We start from the raw sequence: 24,777 nt of genomic DNA on the forward strand, positions 1-24,777 counted from the left end.
TAATCTTCACTCGAAAAATGTCGAAAGATATTGAAATATTTTATATTCAAACAACTTTACAATACATAATGAAATATGCTAACATGTCATATATTAGCATATTATTTTTATTTAAATTTATGTAAAATAACACAAAAGGTACTAAATGAATATTTTGGTACTGTGTATAATTAACAAAAATATATGCTGTTAATTTTGAGCATATGAACTTTGAAGGACGTATGCAAAATGTAATAAGATTAGGAGAATGAGATTATGCAAAAAAAATTTTTTAGTGGACTGAAAAAAACAGTTGCATCTGTTCTTTCAACAGTAATGGTGCTATCTACATTTTCAGGTTTAACGATAATCAGAGCAAAGCAGGAAATTGCATATGCTTCTAATGGTTATGAACTTGTAGATGATATACAGGATTCAGCAATACTTCATTGTTGGAACTGGTCATATTCAACTATCGAGGATCATCTGGAATTAATTGCACAATGCGGATATTCAGCAATTCAGACTTCACCGGCACAGCAGCCTAAGGATTATGCATGGGAGGGTGTTGTAGGGATGGACGTTGGTTTCCCAAGCTGTGGTGGAACTGGTAACTGGTGGAAGTTATATCAGCCGGTTACGTTTAGTGTTTGTAACAATGGAATTACATGGTTAGGTACAAAGGCAGAACTAGAGTCGCTTTGTGCAAAGGCAGAAACATATGGAATAAAAGTTATTGTCGATGTTGTGGCAAATCATATGGGAAATATTACAGGTTGGAAGAATAATTTAAGTGATGTTTCAAAGCAGGTCGGTGAATATTGGAATCCTGATATGCTTACAGACGAAACATTCTGGCATATTAATACAAGATTTGTACATGATGATGACAGCCGAATAAGCTTTACTATGGGTTGTATGGGTATGCCTGATTTGAACACAGCTGATTCAAGAGTACAGACATATGTTAAAAATTATCTGAATGAATTAATTGACTGTGGCGTAGATGGCTTTCGTTTTGATGCGGCAAAACATATTGAAACACCAGATGATGATCCGTCATACGCAAGTGATTTCTGGCCAAATGTATTAAATTCAGCGAAATCATATTATAAATCCAAAACGGGTAAAGACTTATATGTATATGGAGAAATATTAAATACAGTCGGTGATAATTTTGATATTTCAGGTTATACAAAATATATGTCAGTCACAGATAATAATGCTGGAAATAAAACACTTGAAGGTGTGAGAGGTAATACACCTTCAACACCAGCTCTTAAATATCCGGCAAATAAATCAGTGCTTTGGGCTGAATCGCATGATACATATATGAATGAATCCTCAAGATATGCATCAGACAGAGCGATCATTCGTGCTTGGGCAGCAGTTGAAAATGTGGACAATGCAGCAGCATTATTTTATGTAAGACCATATTATTCAACAGAGACATTAGTAAACGATATGGATAATCAGTTTATTTCTAATCCACAGAAGAATCTTGAGAAAAGACTTATGGGAGTATGTAATACATACACCTGGGCAACAAAAGAAGTAGCAGCGATTAATCATTTTAATAATAGATTTTATAACTGTTCAGATTCGCAGGGAACAAGTGATAATATTACATATATAAAAAGAGGAAATGGTATTATACTTGTAAACTTTAATGGATCAGGAGAGATTTCAACAGATGCACATGGATTAGCTTCAGGAACTTATACAGATGAAGTATCAGGCAATACATTTACAGTATCAGATGGAACAATAAGTGGAAATATTACAAGTGAATATGGTATTGCGGTAATCTATCAGAATGTTATGTCAAATCCTACTACTAAACATCCAGCACAGATAGCTACAAACCTTGGAAATGGTTCGGTATTCTATACAAATGGATTAGATGTAGATGTAACAGTAATGAATGCGACAAGTGCATCATACACTGCCTCAACAGGAGAATCTGGCACACTTACGGGTGAAAAAACTGTTACAATAGGAAAAGGTCTGAAAGATGGACAAACAGTAACATTAACGGTTAAAGCTACAAGTTCATATGGAACAGTAACTAAGAAATTTACTTATACAAAGCAGTCAAAAGCAGTTGAAATCAGTACAAGTAAAAAGGATGGTTCAGGTTTCTATACAGATGGATTTACACTTACAATGGAAGCATTATATGCCACAAATGCAACATATACAACATCAGATGGACAGTCAGGTTCATTTGCAACCACAAAAGATATCACTATAGGTACAGGACTTAAGGTTGGAGAAAAAGTAACAGTTACTATTAAAGCAAATAATGATTTAGGTTCTGTAACAAAGACATTTACATATATAAAAAAAGAGGGCAGCAATGCAATATACTTTAAGAATACAAATAACTGGTCTGATGTAACAGCATATGCATGGAAAAATGAAACTGTTAAAAATGCAGCATGGCCGGGAGCACCAATGGAATGTATTGATGCAGAAAATCAGATATTTATGGTTGAATTAGATCCAGATGCAGGATATACAAAGATTATCTTTAGCAATAATGGAGCAAGTCAGACAGCAGATCTTGATATACCGGAATTAGGATATATATATACAGGTTCTGGTTGGGAAGAATATGAAGAAACAAAGACCGGCTGGCAGCAGGCAGGTAAATATTGGTATTATTATGATTCCAACGGGAAAATGGTTACCGGCTGGCAGAAAATAAGTGGAAAATGGTATTACTTTAATGATTCAGGAATAATGCAGACAGGCTGGATAAAACTTGACGGAAAATGGTATCATTTAAAAGGTTCAGGAGAAATGCAAAAAGGCTGGATTAAGTTAAGTGGAAAATGGTATTATTTAAAAGGCTCAGGAGTAATGCAGACAGGCTGGATAAAACTTGATGGAAAATGGTATCACTTAAAAGGCTCAGGAGAAATGCAAAAAGGCTGGCAGAAAATAAGTGGAAAATGGTATTATTTAAATGCTTCAGGAGTAATGCAGACAGGCTGGATTAAGTTAAATGGCAAGTGGTATTATTTGAAGAGCAGCGGTGAAATGATATCAGGAGAGAAAGTAACTATAGGAGGCAAGAGCTATACATTTAATTCTAATGGTGTATGGATTAAATAGAGTAGTCTGTAATCAACAAAATAATTACAAATGTAAAAACTCTTTTGCATAAAATTCTTCAATAAAATGAACTATAAAAAATGTCAGATAAGTACATGGTTAATGTATATCTGACATTTTTTTGTATCCACATAAAAATAAACCACCTGCTATGCAGGTGTGTTCCCGGTAAGCTTTAGCTTCAAGAAAAACCTCCAGTACTATAATTAGTAAAGGTTCGCCAACCGTACTAAATAGCAAAGGAGGTGTCCGGATGGACAATAATAGTTTATCACATACAAAATGGACTTGCAAATACCATATAGTATTTGCAACAAAGTTTAGAAGAAAAGTGATATATAAGCAACTAAGGCAAGATGTAGCACATATATTAAGTGAGCTATGTAAAAGGAAAGGTATTGAGATAATTGCGGCAGAGTGTATGCCGGATCATGTGCATATGTTTGTAAGTATAGTGTGTCAGAAGTAATGGGATATTTGAAAGGTAAAAGTTCGTTAATGATATTTGATAGGCATGCGAATTTAAAGTACAAATATGGAAACCGACATTTCTGGTGTAGAGGATATTATGTAGATACAGTAGGTAAAAATGCAAAGAAAATAGAAGAGTATGTACGAAATCAGTTACAAGAGGATTTAGAGTATGACCAAATGTCGTTGAAAGAGTACATTGACCCGTTTACGGGTGAGCCAGTAAACAAGGCATAAAAAAAACCTTTAAGGGGCAACCTGTGACAGTAGTGCGGCTGGCGGACTCTTCATAGTTCTTTAGAGCTGGCAGGTATCACAGGCTTATAGCCGCAGAGCAAACCACCAGCTAAGCTGGTGGTACTGATTGCTTACCAGGAAATTTCGTTGAAATTGTCCTGGTAAGTAAAAAAAGCTCCGCAAGGATCACACTGCGGCGGAGCAGAAAATGTTGCTATAGCAACCCGCCGCAGGCGGAGAATGTCGCAAATGACATTCTTTATTCTTAGTTTACAGGCATATTTTCCATTAAAAACAATGAATTCATTGACAAACATATACATATTTTATATGGAAAGCCGTTCATAGCCTTACGTATCTTTTACTCATAATTTACATAAAGTGCGTTTTACATTTTACATACAGATTTTACAATGTGTTCAACAAGTTAAATAATACGACTTGTGGACTAGTGATATAAATACAAATTAATTGTAGACAAGAAAGGAAATGTAAAAAAATGAAATTAAAGAAAATCGCATTAATAACACTTAGTACAATGTTAGCAGCAAGTTGTCTTGCAGGTTGTGGTAATTCAAAAGCATCAGGTGGTTTTGATACATCTAAAACCATTACGGTAATGTCTCGTGAAGATGGTTCAGGCACAAGAGGAGCATTCGTTGAGTTATTTGGAGTAGAGCAGAAAGATGAAAATGGTGAGAAAGTTGACCATACAAGTGATGAGGCAATCATTACAAACAGTACATCGGTTATGATGACCAGTGTTGCCGGAGATACATATGGAATCGGATACATTTCACTTGGTTCATTAAATGACACCGTTAAAGCATTAAAGATTGATGGTGCAGAAGCAACAGTAGAGAATATTAAGAGTGGTTCATATAAAATATCAAGGCCATTTAATATTGCTACAAAAGATAAAGTAAGCGAAGTTACTCAGGACTTTATCGATTACATTATGAGTGCTGATGGTCAGGCTGTAATCGAAGAAAATGGCTATATTTCAGCAAGTGATGCGGCAGCATATTCAGGAAGCAAACCATCAGGTAAGATTAAAATTGCAGGCTCATCTTCAGTAACACCAGTCATGGAGAAATTAAAAGAAGCATATCTTAAGGTGAATACAAATGCAGAAATTGAGATTCAGCAGAATGATTCAACAACAGGTATGACATCAGCAATCGAGGGAATCTGTGATATCGGTATGGCATCAAGAGAATTAAAAGATACAGAAACTGCAAAAGGTATCAAAGGAACTACAATTGCATTAGATGGTATTGCAGTTATCGTAAATAAAGACAATAAAGCAGAAGATTTAACATCAGAGCAGGTTATGAAAATCTATACAGGTGAAATTACAAAATGGTCAGATGTATTATCATAAAAATCTGTATAAAAGCACAAACACATATATAAGTTAAAATAAGATTTTCCAAAGAAAGATACATATATAAATATTTTTCCTTGGAAATTTTCAAAAAGAGGTAAGTAGATTTGCAGAAAGAAAAAGATTCAATTAAAACAAAATCTGATGGACAAATGCGTATGCAGTCAGTCATTGAAGTTGTAATGAGAATAGTATTCTTTTTGGCAGCATGTGTTTCAATAATAGCGGTAGTTCTCATTTGCATATTCTTATTTGCTAATGGTATTCCTGCTATTAAAGAAATTGGGTTCAAAGAATTTTTATTAGGCAGGGTCTGGCGACCTGGTAATAAAATATTTGGGATATATCCTATGATTTTAGGAAGTATATATGTAACTGCCGGAGCAATACTTGTCGGTGTTCCAATAGGAATTTTCACAGCAACATTTATGTCGAAGTTTTGTCCGAAAGGATTATATAAGATAATGAAGCCGGCAATTGATTTGCTTGCAGGAATACCATCAGTTGTATATGGGTTCTTTGGAATAGTAGTATTAGTTCCATTTGTCAGAGATAATTTCGAGGGAAATGGAAACAGTATATTTACAGCATCACTTTTGCTTGGAATAATGATACTTCCAACTATCGTAAGTGTAGCTGAATCAGCAATAAATGCTGTGCCAGACAGTTATTATGAAGGTGCATTGGCACTTGGAGCAACTCATGAGAGAAGTGTATTTAAGGCGGTGCTTCCAGCGGCTAAATCAGGAATAATGGCTGGTGTAATATTAGGTGTTGGAAGAGCAATCGGAGAGACAATGGCTGTAATTATGATAGCAGGTAATCAGGCAAGAATACCTGACAGTATGTTTGATGGTGTCAGAACATTAACTGCTAATATCGTAATGGAAATGGGATATGCTACAGATTTACACAGAGAAGCATTAATAGCAACAGGTGTTGTATTATTCGTATTTATACTTATTATAAATGTTTTATTCTCAATAATGAAAAGGAGGTCTGAGTAATTTGAAAAATATATTTAAGAATTTCGATTATGAAAAGTTAAAAGCAAGAATGAAAACATATAAAGAAAGACCTCTTTCATTCATTATGATGTTATTAGTTGTATTGTCAGCGGCAATAACAATAGGTATCTTAGGATTTATCATTGTCTATATTTTAGTAAATGGTATTCCTTATCTCACACCTGAGTTATTTGTATGGAAATATACATCAGACAATTGTTCGATGATGCCTGCGATAATTAATACATTAATAATTACCATTCTTGCACTTGCACTTGCCATTCCATTTGGAATATTTTCAGCAATATATCTTGTGGAATATGCTAAAAAAGGCAACAAGATAACGGCAATAGTAAGAATAACAGCAGAAACTCTTACAGGTATTCCATCAATTGTATATGGTTTATTTGGATATCTGTTCTTTGTAATAGCTTTAAAATGGGATTATTCAATATTAGCAGGTGCATGTACATTAGCAATAATGGTTCTCCCGGTTATTATGAGAACTACGGAGGAAGCACTTATGTCTGTGCCTGACTCATATAGAGAGGGAAGCTTTGGATTAGGTGCAGGTAAATTAAGAACAGTATTTAAAATTATATTGCCAAGTGCAATTCCTGGAATCCTTTCAGGTGTAATTCTTTCAATAGGGCGTATCGTTGGCGAAACAGCAGCACTTATGTATACGGCAGGAAGTGTAACAGAGGTTGCTAAGAGTGTATTTGATTCAGGACGGACACTTTCGGTACATATGTACAGTCTTTCAACAGAAGGATTACATATTAATCAAAGCTATGCGACAGCAGTTGTATTACTATTCCTTGTTATTTTAATTAATTTTGTATCAGGAAGAATTGCTAAAAAAATTAAGAAAGCATAATTAAAGAAGTGTCATTAAAGAATTTGTAACCATTTTATATTTGCACACATTATTGAAAGTAAATATATTATGGGAGAAAGCGAGGAATTAGAAGATGTCAGAGAAAAGTAAATTTTCGGTAAGTAATCTTGATTTATATTACGGTGATTTTAAGGCATTAAAAGATATAAATTTAGAAATATTACCAAATGAAATAACTACATTTATAGGGCCATCAGGCTGTGGTAAATCAACATTTCTAAAGTCGTTAAACAGAATGAATGATTTAGTTGAAGGCTGTAAGATAACAGGAAATGTGTTATTAGATGGTGAAAACATATATAAGGACATGAATGTCAATCTGCTTAGAAAAAGAGTAGGAATGGTATTCCAGAAGCCAAACCCATTTCCTATGAGTGTATATAACAATATAGCATTTGGACCACGTACACATGGTATACGTTCCAAAGCCAGACTAGATGAGATAGTTGAAAAATCATTAAAAAATGCGGCAATCTGGGATGAGTTAAAGGATAGACTAGATAAAAGTGCATTAGGTCTGTCAGGAGGACAACAGCAAAGACTCTGTATTGCGAGAGCACTTGCGGTTTCACCTGAGGTTATATTGATGGACGAACCTACTTCAGCACTTGATCCTATTTCTACAATGAAAATTGAAGATTTAGTAATTGAATTAAAGAAAGAATATACAATTATTATGGTTACACATAATATGCAGCAAGCAACAAGAATATCCGATAAAACAGCATTTTTCTTATTAGGTGAGGTTGTAGAATATGATGATACAGAAAAATTATTTTCTATGCCGGCTGATAAGAGAACAGAGGATTATATTACAGGAAGGTTTGGTTGATATGAGAAATAGATTTGACAGACAATTAGAAGAACTTAATAATGGCCTTATTAAAATGGGAAGTCTTATTGAAAAAGCTATTGAAATGGCAATAACCGGAATGAGTAATCAGGATGTTGAACTGGCTAAGAATGCAATAGCATTTGATAATGAGATAGATGAGCAGGAGAAGGAGATTGAAAATCTGTGCCTTAAGCTTCTGTTACAGCAGCAGCCGGTAGCAAGAGATTTACGTCTTATTTCAGCGGCACTTAAGATGATAACTGATATGGAAAGAATCGGCGACCATGCAGCAGATATTTCAGAGATAACCATACATTTATCAAATGAGAAATACATTAAAAAGCTTGAACACATAAGTCAGATGGCTAAAGAGACTACGATTATGGTTGTTAAAAGCATCAATGCATTTGTAAGTAAGAATTTAGATATGGCAAAGGAAGTTATAGAAAGTGATGATGTTGTTGATGACCTGTTCGATAAGGTCAAAAATGAGTTGATTGAACTTATTAATAAAGATACGAAGAATGGGGAGCAGGCTACAGATTTACTTATGATTGCAAAATATTTTGAGAGAATTGGAGACCATGCGACTAATATTGCAGAGTGGGTAATATTTTCAATAACAGGAGAACATAAATTTAATTTTACATAGATTTTACATACATACTATTTGAAATTTACATAGATAAATTATAATCCACTTGTTTAATGAGTAAAATACAGACAGAAACGAGGATTAAAATGAATATTTTTAATGTTTTATCTATGTTAGGTGGATTGGCACTTTTTCTTTATGGAATGAATACACTAGGTGATGGACTTTCTAAATTATCAGGGGGGAAGTTAGAAAGAATATTGGAGAAAATGACTAATTCCAAGTTAAAAGCGGTTCTCTTAGGTGCGGGAGTAACGGCAGTTATCCAGTCATCTTCTGCCACAACTGTTATGGTTGTGGGTTTTGTTAATTCAGGAATTATGAAATTAACACAGGCAGTCGGCATTATAATGGGAGCAAATATAGGAACTACTGTTACATCATGGATTCTTAGCTTGTCAGGCATTAAAAGTGATAATTTCTTAGTACAATTTTTAAAACCTACATCATTTTCTCCAGTACTTGCATTTATCGGAATATGCCTTGTTATGTTCTCTAAGAAAGATAAGAAGAAGGATATCGGTGCAATCCTATTAGGTTTTGCAATATTAATGACAGGAATGGAGACAATGAGTGCAGCAGTAGCACCATTATCTGGTGTTAAGGGTTTTACGGATATTCTTACAATGTTTTCTAATCCTATCTTTGGTATGCTTGCAGGACTTATACTTACTGCAGTAATTCAGAGTTCATCAGCTTCAGTAGGTATACTTCAGGCACTTTGTGGAACAGGACTTGGTTTCTCTTCTGCACTTCCTATTATTATGGGACAGAATATAGGAACATGTGTTACAGCATTGATTTCAAGTATCGGTGCTAAGAAGAATGCTAAGAGAGCAGCACTTATTCATCTGTATTTTAATCTTATTGGTACGGTTATATTTATGGGTGTGTTCTATCTGCTTAATTCATTTATACATTTTAGTTTTATGAGTACAAATGCAACAAAGTTCGGAATTGCCATAATTCATACAACATTTAATATTGTAGCAACACTTATTTTGTTACCATTTTCAAATGGGCTTGTGAAACTTGCCTGTGCTACAATTAAAGATGAGAAAGAGACAGAGGATGTTTCTGATGATAACAAGAAAGATGATGGGATTATGCTTCTTGATTACAGATTTCTTGATAATCCATCATTTGCTATAGAACAGTGCAAAAATGTAAGTGTTGAAATGGCTAATATATGCAGAAATTCGATTGAGTCAGCGATAAGCCTGTTTGATAACTATGATGAAAAAGTAAGACAGAGTGTTGTCGAAATGGAAGAAAAAGTGGATAAATATGAAGATGAATTAGGTACTTATATGGTTAAATTAAGTAGTAAAAGTTTGTCAGAAACAGATAGTAAGACATTATCTATGTTACTTCATTGTATAGGAGATTTTGAAAGAATTTCAGACCATGCGTTAAATATATGTGAAACAGCTCTTGAGATGGAGGAGAAGAAATTATCATTCTCAGACGCAGCAGCCAAAGAAATAAATGTCTATACAAAAGCACTTGATGATATAGTAAATCTTACTACGGATATTTTTGATAACGGGGATATTAATGCGGCAATTAATGTAGAACCATTAGAAGAAGTAATAGATGGTCTTAATGTAGAACTTAAGAAGAGACATATTAAACGTTTAAGAAATGGCGAATGTACTATTGAATTAGGTTTTATACTTTCTGATATTATTACTAATTATGAAAGAGTTGCTGACCATTGTTCTAATATTGCAGTTGCATTAATACAGATTAATGATGATGGCTTTGATACCCATGAATATCTTGGCAAGGTCCGTAGAGAAGATAACGAAGAATTTATGAAAAAATACCATGAATATAAGAGAACTTATAATCTTCCTGTTTAAAAACGGAAAGTTCACATAAAATAAGCGGTTAAATAAAGATAATTTTTGATTTAGACAGTATTGGACTTATAAAAGTCTATAAAAAATATTGAATGAATTATTAGTTAGTTGTATAATTTTACAGGGAATATATGTATGCGTTGCTAACATATATTTCCTGTATATTTTATTATGCAACGCAGAATCGAGGAAAAAATGAGCAAAATAGATGAAGTCAGAGCCGAAATGGTTACTGCAATGAAGAATAAGGATAAGGACAGAAAGGAAGTTCTGTCATTACTATTATCAGCACTTAAAAATGTAGCTATTGATAAGAGAGCTGATTTAACTGAGGAGGAAGAAAATACTGTTGTATTAAAAGAGATAAAACAGTTAAACGAATTATTAGAGCAGACTCCGTCAGACAGAAAAGATATCATAGATTTATGCAAATACAGAATAAGTGTATTAGAAGAGTTTGCACCAAAGATGCTTACAGAAGAAGAGATAAAAGCAATAATTACAGAGGTAATTAACGGACTTGGAATCACAGAGCCTAAGGCATCTGATAAAGGTAAGATTATGAAAGAGCTTATGCCAAAAGTAAAAGGAAAAGCTGATGGTAAAGTCGTAAATCAGATGGTTGCAGAAATGTTCAAATAGAACATCATATATTATCATACAATTGAAATTATATAAGAATTATTTTTATGCCAGTTTTATGAAAATAAAATTGACATATTTATAATATGACTTAAACTTTGCACATTCATATATATATTTATATTCATCTGCTTAATACAGATAATTTAATTTTATTATGAATGTGCAAAGTTTGTGTTAATAATAAATGAATGTCGCTTTGCGGAGAAATGAGGAGAAGAATGGCTTTAGAAGTTAAGAATCTTGTTAAGAAATATGGAGAGAAAACAGTTGTTAACAATATAAGTTTTCAGATGTCTGAGCCAGGTGTATATGCACTTTTAGGTACAAATGGAGCAGGAAAGACTACTACTATAAGAATGATTCTTGGTATGTTATCAAAAGATGGAGGAGAGGTTTTATGGAATGGTAAAGAATTAGATGTTATAAGCACTAATATCGGTTACCTTGCTGAGGAACGAGGACTTTATCCTAAATATTCGCTTATGGATCAGTTATTATATTTTGCTAAATTAAAAAATGTCCCTAAATCAGTTGCAAAAGAAAGAATTAAATATTGGGCTAAACGTCTTGAAGTTGAAGAATATATCTATCCAAAGCCTGCTAAGAATAAGAAGTCAAAGTCTATGAATGCAGACCAGTTATCAAAGGGTAATCAACAAAAGATTCAGCTTATGGCAGCACTTATATCGGATCCTGATTTAATAATCTTAGATGAACCTTTAAGCGGTCTTGATCCTGTGAATGCAGATTTATTTAAAACTATAATAAGAGAAGAGATTGATAAAAATAAATATCTTATTATGTCAAGTCATCAGATGGCAACTATAGAAGAATTTTGTACAGATATTACTATATTAAATCGCGGAAATGCAGTGTTACAGGGAAATCTTAATGAAATTAAGAAGAGTTATGGACGTGTAAATATGCATGTCAGATGTGAAGAAAATATAGATAATATTATAGAAAAATTTGATTTTATATCAGTTAATAAAAATGCTGAAGAATATGAGATAAAAGTAACAGGAGAAGAACAGGCTAAGAATTTCCTGGCAGAATTAGTTGAGAATAATATAACTATAATTAAATTTGAACTTCGTGAGCCTTCATTACATGAAATCTTTGTGGAAAAGGTAGGAAATGCTCATGAAGAATAGTATAAAAGGATGGAAGGATATATTTTCATTTACATTTATCCAGGGTATAAAGGCTAAATCCATAATTATTTCAACTGCAATTATGTGTGTGATTATAATAGCAGGTGTACCGATTGCCAGTCTTATAAGTAGTAAAAGTGAAACAAAAAAAACATCTATTGAAGAAGTATGTATCGCAGATATGACAGGCATAAAAATAGCTAAAGATTTTGATATACTTAAAAATGTAAAAAATGATGATGAAACCGAAAATATGTACTCGAAAATAAAATATACTGAATTAGATTCACAGAAATTAAACATTGATGAGAATACAGGACTTAAGGATATATATAAATTTGACAAGGATTCTAAGAAGGTTTACTTACAGATTACATATCTAGAAGATAGCTTTGATATAGAAGTAATCTATGATGGAAAAGGAAAGTTAGAATCTGAAGATGTTAATAATTATAGTGATTTTATTAAAGACAATTTTCAAAAAATTCTTATGAAGAATATGAGCGTTGCTGATAAAGACATAGAAATTGTTAATTCAGTAAATACAATTAATTATTGCAATATTGATTCAGTAAAAGATGAAAATAATAATACAGATGCTTCATTAAATGAGTCTGATGATAAGTTAAATTCAGATAAACTGGAAGATGACAATTCTTCAAGTAATGCAGACGGAAAACACAGCAAAGGAAAATATAATATTTTATATACAATGCTAATGGCAACATTATTTATACTTACATTTTGTGGTGAAAGAATTGCGATGTCTATAATTACTGAAAAATCCTCAAAGGTAATGGAATATCTGATGACATCAATTAAACCTATGGCTATAGTTGTAGGAAAGGTTCTTGCAAATCTTTTAATTATTGGTGTACAGGTTGGACTTATAGCTATCTCATTTATAACAGCGATATTTGTTAATATATCGATTACAGGAGAGAAGCTTCCTGAAAGTCTGAGAAATATATTAAGCAGAAATAATTTTGATAGTGCGAATGTATTAACAATTCTTGTAAGCATAATTCTGTTAATCGGAGGAATTATTCTATTCAGCCTTATTGCCGCACTTGCGGGAGCTTCTGTAAGTAAGATGGAGGAAATGAGTGAGGGTATAAAAATGTTTACATTTGTTCTTGTAATAGGTGCATACATAGCGTTATTTGTATTAACAAGTAATACGTATGAAAAGGCTTCAGTAGTTAAATATGTCACAATGTTAGTTCCACTAACCTCAGTATTTTTGACACCAGGAGCTTTATTGACCGGATATCTGTCAGCCGGCTTAGGCGTCCTTGCATTGTTAGTTATGATTATTTCTAATGTTTTACTTGTCAGATTTGTTGCAGATGTATATGAAAGTATGATTTATTACAATGGAACGCATTTGAAATTGAAAGATATAATAGGTATTTCTAAGCAGAACAGAAATGGCAGCAAAAGGAGGGCTGAGTAGATGAAAAAAGGAATGTTTACAGGCTGGAAAGATGTGTTAAATTTTACATTTATACAGAATACTAAAACTAAAACTTTTAAAACTTCACTTATTGGAATTGCTGCATTGATATTTATTATATTCTTTGGTGCAAATGTCATTATGGGATATATGTCTGATAAAGGTGATAAGAAAAAAGCTAATGTTGTCAATAAAGCAGATAATATATGGATTATTAACGAGGTTGAAATTAATAACGAATTATTAGAAGAATTTAAAGAAGCAGATGATTATGTAAAAGATTCTGATATTGTTGTGTATAGTGATAAAAAGATTTCAGAAGTAGTAGAAGACATAGAGGATAGCACGATAGTTATCAATGTGTATAAAGGTGAAGAGAACGAAGATAAAAATGTAGAATATATGTTAGATGTATATGCTACGAAAGATTTATCTAAGAAAAATGTTAAGAAAGTGGCTAAAGCATTTTCAAAATATTTTGATGATATAAAGTATAATTTAACCTCTCTTAATCCTGATGTTATGCATATTGTGACCAGTGATTACGCAGTATATTCTGTTGATGTTAATGAGAAAGAAGAGTCGTTTGGAGTTATAATTGCTAAAATATTTGTACCTATGATATTTGTGCTTTTAATTTATTTTATGGTATTAATGTATGGACAGAGTATCAGCAAGGCTCTTATTATAGAGAAGAACTCTAAATTAATGGAGATGTTACTGACTTCTATTAAGCCACACGCAATTGTATTAGGAAAGATACTGGCAATGTATCTGAATGCAATTATGCAGATGGGAATATGGATTATATCAGCTGTGGCAGGATTTATAGTTGGAGACAGAGTTGCTAAGAATATGTTTAATAGCTATGATAATTCAATAATTAAGGTTATTAATCTGATAAGGGCAGATTCATCATCCGCATTCTCGGTAAGTGCAATAATCATAGGAATAGCAGCAATGTTTATCGGCTTCTTACTATATTGTGTATTTGCTGCACTTGTAGCATCTAATATTACGAAAGCAGAAGAACTTGCAAATGGAATGAGTGTATTTCAGATGGTTACGATAGCAGGCTTCTTAGGTGCATATATGCTTCCGCTGTTACAGGCAGACAGTCCTATTGTGGATATATTAAGATATGTTCCGGTAACATCACCATTTATGATAACATCAGATGTGATTATCGGCAATATAGGAATTATCGGTGCAATTGTATCTGTACTTATTATGATTGCTACAACAGTAGTTATGATTATAATGACAGGTAAAAATTATAAAAAGAAAGTCTTTTAATTATTTATAAAAAATGATAAACTATAAAACGAATGGCTATTAAAAAAACAATGGCTAATGATTTGAAAATATTTCCTTAATGGATTTTAATGGAAATAAACAGCATTTTGGAGGCTTTGCAGATGCGAATTACTTATCATTTGTTATCAAATAAAGGAAGTAGAAAGATAAACGAAGACAGAGTCGGAAGTTATGTTAAGGATGAAGAATACTGTTTTGCATTGGCTGATGGGCTTGGTGGCCATGATAAAGGCGAGGTTGCATCTAAGATAGCAGTTGAAACATGCATAGATTTGTTTAAAGAAGATGGCTTTAATGAATTCTATATACGTAATGCATTTGAAGAAAGCCAGGAAAATATACTTAACAGACAGATAAGAGATATGAAACCTGATGATTATAAGACTACATTGGTTTTATTATGTATCAAAAATGGATATATCAACTGGGGACATATCGGAGACTCAAGATTATATTTTTTCAAAAAGAATAAATTAATTTTACATACATTAGACCACAGTGTTCCACAGATGTTAGTTAACATCGGAGAGATAGAAGATAAAGATATCAGAAATCATCCGGACAGAAGCAGGTTGTTAAGTGCAATGGGAATCGAATGGGAGAGACCTAAGTATGAGATTGCTGAGCCTGTGGAAGATGAAAAGGGAATGGCATTTTTAATGGCTACTGACGGCTTCTGGGAACTTATTAATGAAGAAGAAATGATAAAATGTCTAAAGAAGGCATATGACGTACATGAGTGGGTTAATTCAATGGAGCGGATAGTTGTCAAAAATGGTAAAAATAAAGATATGGATAACTATTCCGCCATTGGTGTGTGGATTAAATAGATGTTTGAATAAAGTATGAGAATAAATGCTTGAAAGATTGTTAATTAAGAAAAATTAAGTTAAAAAAGTTAGAAGTAATATTGCAAGTAATATTAATCAATGATATACTAAATCTAGTCGAATTATATAAATTTCTGCAAGAAATGGGAGGCGTAGTTTTATGAGCAAAATTAATCCAGATTATTTATGCCCTGGTTGTATGGCGGTTTTAGATGAACCGGATTTACCTTGTCCTTTATGTGGATTTGATAAGAATACATATGCAGCATCTCCACGTAGTTTAAAACCATTTACAAAGTTAAATGGTAAATACCTGGTAGGTAAAGTAATAGGTGAAGGTGGATTTGGAATTACATATATTGGCTTTAATATGGAAACAGATTTACCAGTAGCAATTAAAGAATATTTTCCGTCAGAATTAGCAACAAGAGATTCATCACAGGGAAATACAATTAATGTATTCTCTGGTGAAGCTAAGGACTTATACAGAGAAGGATTAGAGAAATATTTAAGAGAAGCAAGAAATCTTTCAATGTTCTCTGATCTTCCGGGTATTGTTACTGTTAAAGATTTCTTCTATGAGAATGAGACAGCATACATAATTATGGAATACATAAATGGTATGACACTTAAGCAGTATCTGACAAAAGTCGGTGGAAGAATGAAGCAGAATGAAGTAATCAAGATGATGAAACCTGTTCTTGAATCTATGAATAAGATACATGAAGTAGGTATTATCCACAGAGATATAAGTCCTGATAATATTATGATTACAAGAAATAAACAGATAAAGCTTACAGACTTTGGCGCGGCAAGAGTGTTCGATACAGAAGATAATAAGAGTATAACAGTTGTACTTAAACGTGGTTATGCTCCGGAAGAACAGTACAGAGCTAAAGGTAATCAGGGACCTTGGACAGATGTATATGCATTATGTGCAACAATGTATAGAATGATTACAGGTGTAACTCCACAGGAAGCACTTGAGAGAATTATAGAAGATAATGTTGAACCTATATCTAAATATGATCCAAACGTATGGCCTGAGACAGAATATGCGATAATGAAAGGTTTGTCATTACGTGCACAGGACAGATTCCAGACAGTCAACGAGTTAATTGATGCATTATATTATAGTGTATTAGAGAAAGATGAAAATGGTAAGCCATATCTTGTGGTTACTAAAGAAAATGTATCGGAACCACAGCCAGTAGCACCTGCACAGAATCCAGCACAGGAAGATGAATTTGATTCTAAGCCAATTGTTGTAAGTATTGGAAGAACGACAGCAGAAGAGTTTGCAGCACAGATGCAGGCAGAACAGTCTGTAGAGCCTGAACCTGTAGTAACACCACAACCACAGGTGACATCTTCGAAGTCTGTAGAGTCTGAACCTGTAGTAACACCACAACCACAGGTGAAATCTTCACAGTCTGTAGAACCTGAACGACCAGTAGCACCACAGCCACAGGTGACAGAGAGACCAGCACCACAAGGACAGGTAGTACGACCACAGGTAACAGAGAGACCAATACCACAAGGACAGATAGCCCAGTCACAGTCTGCTGTATTACAAGGACAGAAGTCACAAACTGAAGAATTACAACTACAAGAGGTATCTGCACCAACTAGGTCACAGGAGAAGAAAGGAGGTTTCTTCAAATCGACATTCAAGAAACTTGTTAAATTACAGTTAGGTAAAGTCAGATTTGAAGATACTGTTACAGAACTTAATGTAGAGCATATGGATGTTGGAAATATTCAAGTACTTAAGGAATGTTATGGACTTAAGAAACTTGTTTTAAATAATAATATGCTTGATGATTTATCGCCTATTTCTGAATGTAGTAAGTTAGAGTATCTGGCTCTTAGAAATACATTAGTTGGTGATTTATCACCAATATCAAACTGTACAAATCTTAAATATCTAGATTTGTGGGGAACTAGAGTTACAGACTTACATGATTTATATTCGCTTACGAAGTTAACATATCTGTGTGTTAAAAATACAGATATAAGAGAAGCACAGGTAGAAGATTTTAAGAAGCATATTCCTGATTGTGTAGTAGAATTTTAGATGTAATCAATTAGTCCTAGGATATTTATGTATCTTAGGACTATTGTTTATATAGCATATTAAATGCTGATACATTTTAAAGAGGAAAAGAAAAAGGAGAAAAGAGAGAAATGACAATGTTCAAGGAGATTAAAAAAAGAGCAACAAGAAATGCGATTTTGACACTTATATTTTGTATGGTAGCAGGTGGCTTTTTATTTGTATGCTTTGGTAAAGATGCACTTACATATTTAAAAGGTGCAACTGATATCACAGAGGCTTCGGTCGCAAAGATTAAGGATACAGATTATGCAGAGATTACACTTGACAAATATAATCTATACGGTTGTTATTCTGAACAGTATTCTAAAAGCGGAAGTTCGCAAACAGTATCTGATTACTATTATCTTGTAGTAGTTGGGGATGATAATGATATGAGATTTATGGGCGTAAAAGTCAAAGCAAAGAATCGTTCAAAATTAAAGAAAATCGAAGAAGAATATACAGCTATGGATAATGGCGAAGATACAGGTACGACAACTACTTTGAAGATTAAAGGTAAATTAACTAAAATGGAAAGTAAGCCATATGTACATTTTAAACAGACAATATCACAATCATATGACTTTTCATACAGTGAACTTGACAGTGTTACATTAAACTTAATGGTAGTAGATGGAACTGTTAATGTTGGAGAATTGGTATTTTGTCTGGCTGGTGTTGTTATTATCTTAGTTGGTATAATAACAATGATTGTGGCTGCATCAGGAGTTACAGTTAACAAGTTTAAGAATGAATTAGAATCAAGGGGTCCTGGATATATTGATTATGTTGAACAGGATTTCATTAACGCAGTTAAGTTTACTAAGACAGTAAGAATTGGTAGAGAATTCACATTCTTAATTAAAGGTACCAAATGTGTAATGATTCCTAATAATGAAATAGTATGGGCATATCCTGTTAAGACAACACATAGAACAAATGGTATCAAAACAGGTTCTACACATTCAGTTAAATTATTAAATAATCGTAAGAAAGCATTTATATTACCTGCTGATAATGCAGACCAGGCAAATGATATTATTGCTTTATATGCAAATATGACAGATACAATTGTTTTAGGATATGATGATGGATTAAACGGATTGTTTGCAAGAAACTTTGATGAATTCCTTAATATAGCATATAAGAACCATATATATGGTGACAAGAATAATCAATATGCAAATGATAATTACAATAATTATGATAATGGTAATTATGACAATGTAAATAATGGCAATAATAATTATGATAATTTAAATAATGATAATAATAATTATGACAATGCAAATAATGGTAATAATTATTATGATAATACAAATAATACTACTATGTAAAGAAAAGAGGATATATGGTTAATAATCAGATTAACGACATAAAAAAAGAAATCAGTAAAGCTATAGTAGGTAAAGAGAATATTATTGACAAAGTTCTTGCAGCGATTTTTGCAGGAGGACATGTATTACTAGAAGATGTGCCAGGAGTGGGTAAAACCACTCTCGCTCTTGCATTTGCCAAGACACTTTCATTAGAATATAAGAGGATACAGTTTACACCTGATGTATTACCATCAGATGTGGTTGGTTTCTCAATGTTTAATAAGAAGATAAATGACTTCGAATTCAGAGAGGGTGCGGCAATGTGTAATATTCTGTTGGCAGATGAGATTAACAGAACATCACCTAAGACACAGGCAGCTCTCTTAGAGGTTATGGAGGAGGGGAAGGTGACAGTTGACGGTACAACACATTATCTTCCTGATCCGTTCTTTGTAATAGCTACACAGAATCCTATGGGATATGTCGGAACACAGAAGCTTCCTGAATCCCAGCTTGACAGATTTATGATTAAAATGTCTATGGGATATCCTGATGAGAAAAGCGAAATAGATATCTATAACGGCAGAAGTTATTCGGCATTAGATGAGGTCAGGGAAGTTATTTCTTCAGAGGATATAGTTAATATCAGAAAGACAGTAGAAAATGTTCATATCGATGAAAAATTAATGGAGTATCTTGTTAGGATAGTGAGATTATCAAGAGAGAATCAATATGTTTCATTAGGCATAAGCCCAAGAGGTGGTATTGCATTAGTTAAAATGTCTAAGAGTACAGCATATATGAATGGAAGAGATTATGTTATACCGGAAGATATTCTAGAATGTATAGATTCTGTTGCAGAGCATCGTCTTGTTCTTAATTCCAAGGCGAAAGCAAATGGTTATACTGAGCAGGATATTATTAACGATTTAAAAGATAGAATAGCAGTACCATAGATAAAAGGAGAATATTAAATAATATGTGGTTTGCAAGAATTAATTATTTGACATTAATAATACTTATAATAGTTGGAATGTTATTTTATAACAATTATGCATTATTATTTATGCTTATTTTGTTATTAGTATTACCGGTAATATCTTATTTTATTGCGAGATTTAATAAGGATAAAATATCGGTAGATATATATACAGACAAAACGTCAGTCGGAAAGAATTCATCCGTTGGCGTTTGTTTTTCTGTAAATAATAAATCAATTCTATCTATGGAGAACTTCACATTAGTTGTAAAGATATATAATGCATTTTACGGAAATGAGAAGACCTATGAGATAATTATTCCGGCAGCTTCTTATAGTGAGCGTAAGGCAATTCTTACTATAGAGAATAAATACTGTGGAAGAATGGTTGTATCACTAGAAGAAATCATAGGCTATGACTTATTTGGAATGTACAGGTTTAAAAAATCCTTTAATAAGACGAAAGAAGTAATGGTAATGCCATATGGAGCGATGGAGATAGATAATCTTCCACTTTCACTTCAGGGCAAATCAGATGATGAAGAACTTCAGTTTAAGAAAGGTGATGATGTTTCACAGATTTCACAGATTAGAAACTATATCCCAGGTGATAAATTGCAGAATATTCATTGGAAATTAAGTGCCAAAGCCGAGGAACTTCAGGTTAAAGAGTTCAGTATGCCTTATTCTGATGATGTAATATTACTCATAGAATTATATTCAGATAAGGATAATCCGGATATATTTGATGAATTAATCGAAAAATTATTTGCAATATCCGTATATATTATTAAGCAGGGAAGAAAATTCTATATATCCTGGTATGATAAAATGAGTGAGGACTTCTATAAGAAAGAGATAAATAATGATGACGAACTTATGGAGGCCATAATAGATTTATATTATGCAGAAATATCAGATACAGATGGCAGAAGTTATGAAATATATGAAAGAATATATGGATTTGATAAAAGCACAGTTATATATCTTTCTGATAAAGCCGGCAAACCAAAGGATGGTAGTGAAATAGATATTAATTCAGAAAGGGTGGTGCTTACATGTCTAAATTAGATTGGAATTTTCTATTCAAACCTATAGTTCAAAAAAAGAACAAAAAGGACGATGAACAGATAAAGAAAACAGGAATAGAGATTAAAGAAGCACCAAAACTTGATGAAAATAAGAAGATATATTTCATTCTTACTAATGCACTAATTAATTTTCTCGTGGTAATCGGAACAACTGGTTCATTTGTAAAACCTTTTGGTATAAAATGCTATATGCCGGTTATATGGGTGGTTTCGCTGATTATTGCTATATTTATGGCATTTTTATATTATAATATGCTCGCTAAGACTTTGGGATATTTCATATCTTTAGTAGCATTTATATATGGTATATTTAATCTTAAATACATGATAAAAGGTGGTTTTGGTTATATTTCTAATAAGCTTATGGCATTTTTTGAAAAGGAATTAGATCTTCCTGTAGAAAGAAGTTATAACGTATATGGATATAGTGAGAAAATATCTGTTACAGTTTGTATGATATTCATAATATTTGCGATAATGTTGTTGTTTAATATGGTTATATCGGAGATTAAAGGTTTTGTCTTTATATTTCTTGCGACATTTCCTGTAATGCAGATGGGAATGTATTTTAACCAGAAGGCGGATATGCTGTATTTTACAATATATATATCAGGCTTATTAGGCTTATTTTTCCTTAGAAATTCAAGACATTATCATATGGAATATAAGAAGAAAAAGGGATATAAGCAGATAAACAGAAAGAATAAGGTCATATATGATTATACTAATGACGGCAAGAATTCTCTTAGTTTTGTATTGATACTTGCAGCTTTAATAATTGGGATAACCCTGGTTGGTGGAGCTGCATTTCCACAAAGGGAATATCATACTAATTCTGACTATGATAGCTGGAGAGAAGATACGAAAGATTTCACCAAACAGCTTATTATGGTTGGTTTCTGGGGAATGATAAGTCCTAATGGTGGAAGTGCAGGAGGAGTCGGTAGAAACAGACTTGGACAGTCAAAGTATGTAAGATTAGACTATGAAACGGATTTAATTCTTAGGATGCCTGTGTATAAAGATGAAGAAAGCACATACCTTAAGTCATTTATCGGGACATTCTATCGTGATGAATACTGGGAAATGATTTCTGAAAATAAAGAGAATAAAATCAAGTTAGAAGATTATGGGCTGACATCTGATGACATTGTAGAATTACAGAGCGAAATAATAAGCAAATGCAATTTGTATTCGGGATATAGGGCATTTATTAAAAGAACTAAGGACATGGAAGTTATAAATGTAGCAGCTTCTCCACAATTTATGTATGTTCCTTATAATGATTTTACATTGAATCTGTATGATAATGTTATAAATGATGATGAATATATTGGCAGACACAGAATTAATAGAAGGATGATTATACGATCATTTCCGTTTGGTAATAATATTAATATTGATGAATTCAGAAATTATATAAGAAATTATATGGATATTATTAAGACGAATATATCGGCTATAACGCAAGAAGGCAGAGAACTTACAACAGAAGAAAGTGAACAGGATAATATCATTAAAACTGAAGAGAAGTATTCTGAATATGTTCATAATATGTATATGGATGTTCCCAAAAAAAATGAGAAAGTCATAGCAGAATTCTGTGAAAAATATGGTCTTAATAAAGATTCAGAAAATATAACGGAAAAACTTAAAGAGATATTTCAGACGGATTATACCTATACCTTAATGCCTGGAATTACACCAAAAGATAAGGAGTTTGTGAATTATTTCCTTACTAAGCAGAAGAAAGGTTATTGTACTTATTTTGCTACTTCAGCAACTCTGATATTCAGATATCTTGGAATTCCGGCAAGATATGTAGGCGGTTATGTATTACAGGATGTGGATTATCTTAGCGGAGTTTCTGTAAGTGATAATATGTTTGATAAAGATTTTACTAATCAGACTGGCGGAGATATATATGAGTATGAAATTAATGACAGCCAGGCTCATGCGTGGGTTGAAATCTATATTAATGGTTTTGGATGGATACCTGTAGAAGTTACTCCATCATTAGATGAAGATATGGAAGAGCCTAAACAGGATAATAATAACAATATAGCGGATTTTTTAGCCAATCAGGTATTTACGAAAAAGACATTTGATGCGGTTAAGAATACAACTGTAAGTATGATTTATATTGCAATAACAGGTGTCAGTCTGTCATTTGTAATCTATATCTGTACAGGCATGTGCGTGAGAAACAGAAGAAGAAATAACAAAAATGTCATAAAGCAATATCATTATTTGTGTATGGTAACTAAATTTATAGGATTAAATAAAGCTGACGAAGAATCTTATGCTTCATTTGGAAAAAGGATTATAGAAAAGAATATATCTGATGCAGACAGTGTTAACAGAATCAATGAGATACTTGAAAAAGATAAATTCAGTCGTAATAATATAAGTAATGAAGAAATTAAAGAATTCAATGATATTGTTATAAGAATATCTGAAAATGTATATATGAAACTAAGCTGGTATAAAAAACTATTATTCAGATATATAAAATGGTTATAAAAGCTACTTGTAATTAAGTGGTAAATGGTGTTATACTAATATTAGGTATAGACAACTGTCATATATTATAAAAGTTGTAATTCAATCGTTTTGTACAGGTGAAACGATTAAAAATAAAATATAATAATGGAGGTATGCATATGAGTTACTTTCTTGGAACAAATTCTAATTCAATAAGTATGTTGTTTTCTGGTATGTCAGGAAATGCAGGAAATTTAACAGGCAATATGATTTCAGATTATTATAGTATTAGAAATGGAAGCTATAAGAAGTTACTTACATCATATTATAATAAGTTAAATGCAGCTGATGATAAGACAAACAGTAATAAGACATCTGCCTCAACAAATATTTCTATAGATTCTAATGCACAGCTATCACAGATTAGCAGTGTGAGCAGTAAACTTCAGGAGAGTTCGACTAATCTGCTTGCTAAAGGTTCTACATCATTATTTAAGACATCGGAAGTTAAAGATGAAAATGGTAATGTAACTAAAGAATATGATATGGACAAGATTTACAAGGGTGTCAAAGAATTTGTAGATAATTATAATTCGGTACTTTCGAAGGCTTCTACATCTAAGGTTAATTCCATCAGTAAAGCTGTAGCTAATATGGCTTCATCAGGTAAGGTTAATTCTAACCTTTTGAAATCAGTAGGAATTACAGTTAATGATAATAATACATTAAGTGTAGATGAGAAGAAATTAAAAGAAGCAGATGTATCAACACTAAAGACATTATTCAATACATCAGGTTCATATGGATATTACATAGGAACAAAGGCTTCAGAGATAAATGCCACAGCGAAATTCGAGGCATCTAAGACGAATACATATACCCGCACAGGTTCATATTCATCATATGTATCTACAGGTAATTTATATAATTCATTTTATTAAGAAATA

General features: G+C 32.5%; 18 protein-coding genes and 1 pseudogene. All 19 read left to right on the plus strand.

Going from position 1 to position 24,777, the window contains the following annotated elements; all coding sequences use genetic code 11:
• Positions 1-255 precede the first annotated feature (255 nt).
• Positions 256-3,099, plus strand: coding sequence for an alpha-amylase family glycosyl hydrolase (locus OCV48_RS02180; RefSeq protein WP_147591038.1), 2,844 nt, complete (start codon positions 256-258; stop codon positions 3,097-3,099).
• A gap of 253 nt (positions 3,100-3,352) precedes the next feature.
• Positions 3,353-3,807 (plus strand): annotated as a pseudogene (tnpA, locus tag OCV48_RS02195) (IS200/IS605 family transposase).
• 499 nt (positions 3,808-4,306) lie between these two features.
• Positions 4,307-5,191, plus strand: coding sequence for a substrate-binding domain-containing protein (locus tag OCV48_RS02200; RefSeq protein ID WP_021982719.1), 885 nt, complete (start codon positions 4,307-4,309; stop codon positions 5,189-5,191).
• 161 nt (positions 5,192-5,352) lie between these two features.
• Entirely contained in the window at positions 5,353-6,201 is an 849-nt protein-coding gene (gene pstC, locus OCV48_RS02205; RefSeq protein ID WP_147591176.1) for a phosphate ABC transporter permease subunit PstC, read from the plus strand.
• 49 nt (positions 6,202-6,250) lie between these two features.
• Entirely contained in the window at positions 6,251-7,081 is an 831-nt protein-coding gene (pstA, locus tag OCV48_RS02210) for a phosphate ABC transporter permease PstA (protein WP_147591177.1), read from the plus strand.
• 94 nt (positions 7,082-7,175) lie between these two features.
• Positions 7,176-7,934, plus strand: a complete 759-nt coding sequence (gene pstB, locus OCV48_RS02215; RefSeq protein WP_021982716.1) for a phosphate ABC transporter ATP-binding protein PstB — start codon at positions 7,176-7,178, stop codon at positions 7,932-7,934.
• A 1-nt stretch (position 7,935) separates the two neighbouring features.
• Positions 7,936-8,589, plus strand: coding sequence for a phosphate signaling complex protein PhoU (phoU, locus tag OCV48_RS02220; RefSeq protein ID WP_021982715.1), 654 nt, complete (start codon positions 7,936-7,938; stop codon positions 8,587-8,589).
• 89 nt (positions 8,590-8,678) lie between these two features.
• Positions 8,679-10,457 (plus strand): Na/Pi cotransporter family protein, encoded by a 1,779-nt coding sequence (locus OCV48_RS02225; protein WP_021982714.1) that lies wholly within the window; start codon positions 8,679-8,681, stop codon positions 10,455-10,457.
• A 195-nt stretch (positions 10,458-10,652) separates the two neighbouring features.
• Positions 10,653-11,099: a GatB/YqeY domain-containing protein gene (locus OCV48_RS02230; protein ID WP_147591039.1), complete on the plus strand. Its 447-nt coding sequence runs from the start codon at positions 10,653-10,655 to the stop codon at positions 11,097-11,099.
• 221 nt (positions 11,100-11,320) lie between these two features.
• Positions 11,321-12,256 (plus strand): ABC transporter ATP-binding protein, encoded by a 936-nt coding sequence (locus OCV48_RS02235; protein WP_021982712.1) that lies wholly within the window; start codon positions 11,321-11,323, stop codon positions 12,254-12,256.
• Positions 12,246-13,712 carry an ABC transporter permease gene (locus OCV48_RS02240; protein WP_262558675.1) on the plus strand — a complete coding sequence of 489 codons (1,467 nt, stop codon included), beginning with the start codon at positions 12,246-12,248 and terminating at the stop codon, positions 13,710-13,712. Before OCV48_RS02235 ends, OCV48_RS02240 begins: the two co-directional genes overlap by 11 nt.
• Positions 13,713-15,008, plus strand: coding sequence for an ABC transporter permease (locus OCV48_RS02245; protein WP_147591041.1), 1,296 nt, complete (start codon positions 13,713-13,715; stop codon positions 15,006-15,008). It abuts the gene before it with no gap.
• Positions 15,009-15,130: 122 nt separating this feature from the next.
• Positions 15,131-15,859 carry a PP2C family protein-serine/threonine phosphatase gene (locus tag OCV48_RS02250; protein WP_262558677.1) on the plus strand — a complete coding sequence of 243 codons (729 nt, stop codon included), beginning with the start codon at positions 15,131-15,133 and terminating at the stop codon, positions 15,857-15,859.
• 160 nt (positions 15,860-16,019) lie between these two features.
• The gene (locus OCV48_RS02255) at positions 16,020-17,936 is read left to right on the plus strand and encodes a protein kinase domain-containing protein (protein WP_147591043.1); all 1,917 of its coding nucleotides are present in this window, start codon (positions 16,020-16,022) and stop codon (positions 17,934-17,936) included.
• Positions 17,937-18,046: 110 nt separating this feature from the next.
• Positions 18,047-19,294: a DUF6709 family protein gene (locus OCV48_RS02260; RefSeq protein WP_147591044.1), complete on the plus strand. Its 1,248-nt coding sequence runs from the start codon at positions 18,047-18,049 to the stop codon at positions 19,292-19,294.
• A 14-nt stretch (positions 19,295-19,308) separates the two neighbouring features.
• Positions 19,309-20,232: an AAA family ATPase gene (locus OCV48_RS02265; protein WP_147591045.1), complete on the plus strand. Its 924-nt coding sequence runs from the start codon at positions 19,309-19,311 to the stop codon at positions 20,230-20,232.
• A 23-nt stretch (positions 20,233-20,255) separates the two neighbouring features.
• A complete protein-coding gene (locus tag OCV48_RS02270; RefSeq protein ID WP_147591046.1) occupies positions 20,256-21,326 on the plus strand; it encodes a DUF58 domain-containing protein in 1,071 nt (356 codons plus the stop codon).
• A complete protein-coding gene (locus OCV48_RS02275) occupies positions 21,314-23,869 on the plus strand; it encodes a transglutaminase-like domain-containing protein (RefSeq protein WP_147591047.1) in 2,556 nt (851 codons plus the stop codon). Before OCV48_RS02270 ends, OCV48_RS02275 begins: the two co-directional genes overlap by 13 nt.
• 140 nt (positions 23,870-24,009) lie before the next feature.
• Complete coding sequence (locus OCV48_RS02280) at positions 24,010-24,771, plus strand: hypothetical protein (protein ID WP_147591048.1); 762 nt, start codon at positions 24,010-24,012, stop codon at positions 24,769-24,771.
• The last annotated feature ends 6 nt before the right edge of the window (positions 24,772-24,777 follow it).

The organism is Bovifimicola ammoniilytica (genome assembly GCF_025567085.1).
Lineage (GTDB): Bacteria > Bacillota > Clostridia > Lachnospirales > Lachnospiraceae > Bovifimicola > Bovifimicola ammoniilytica.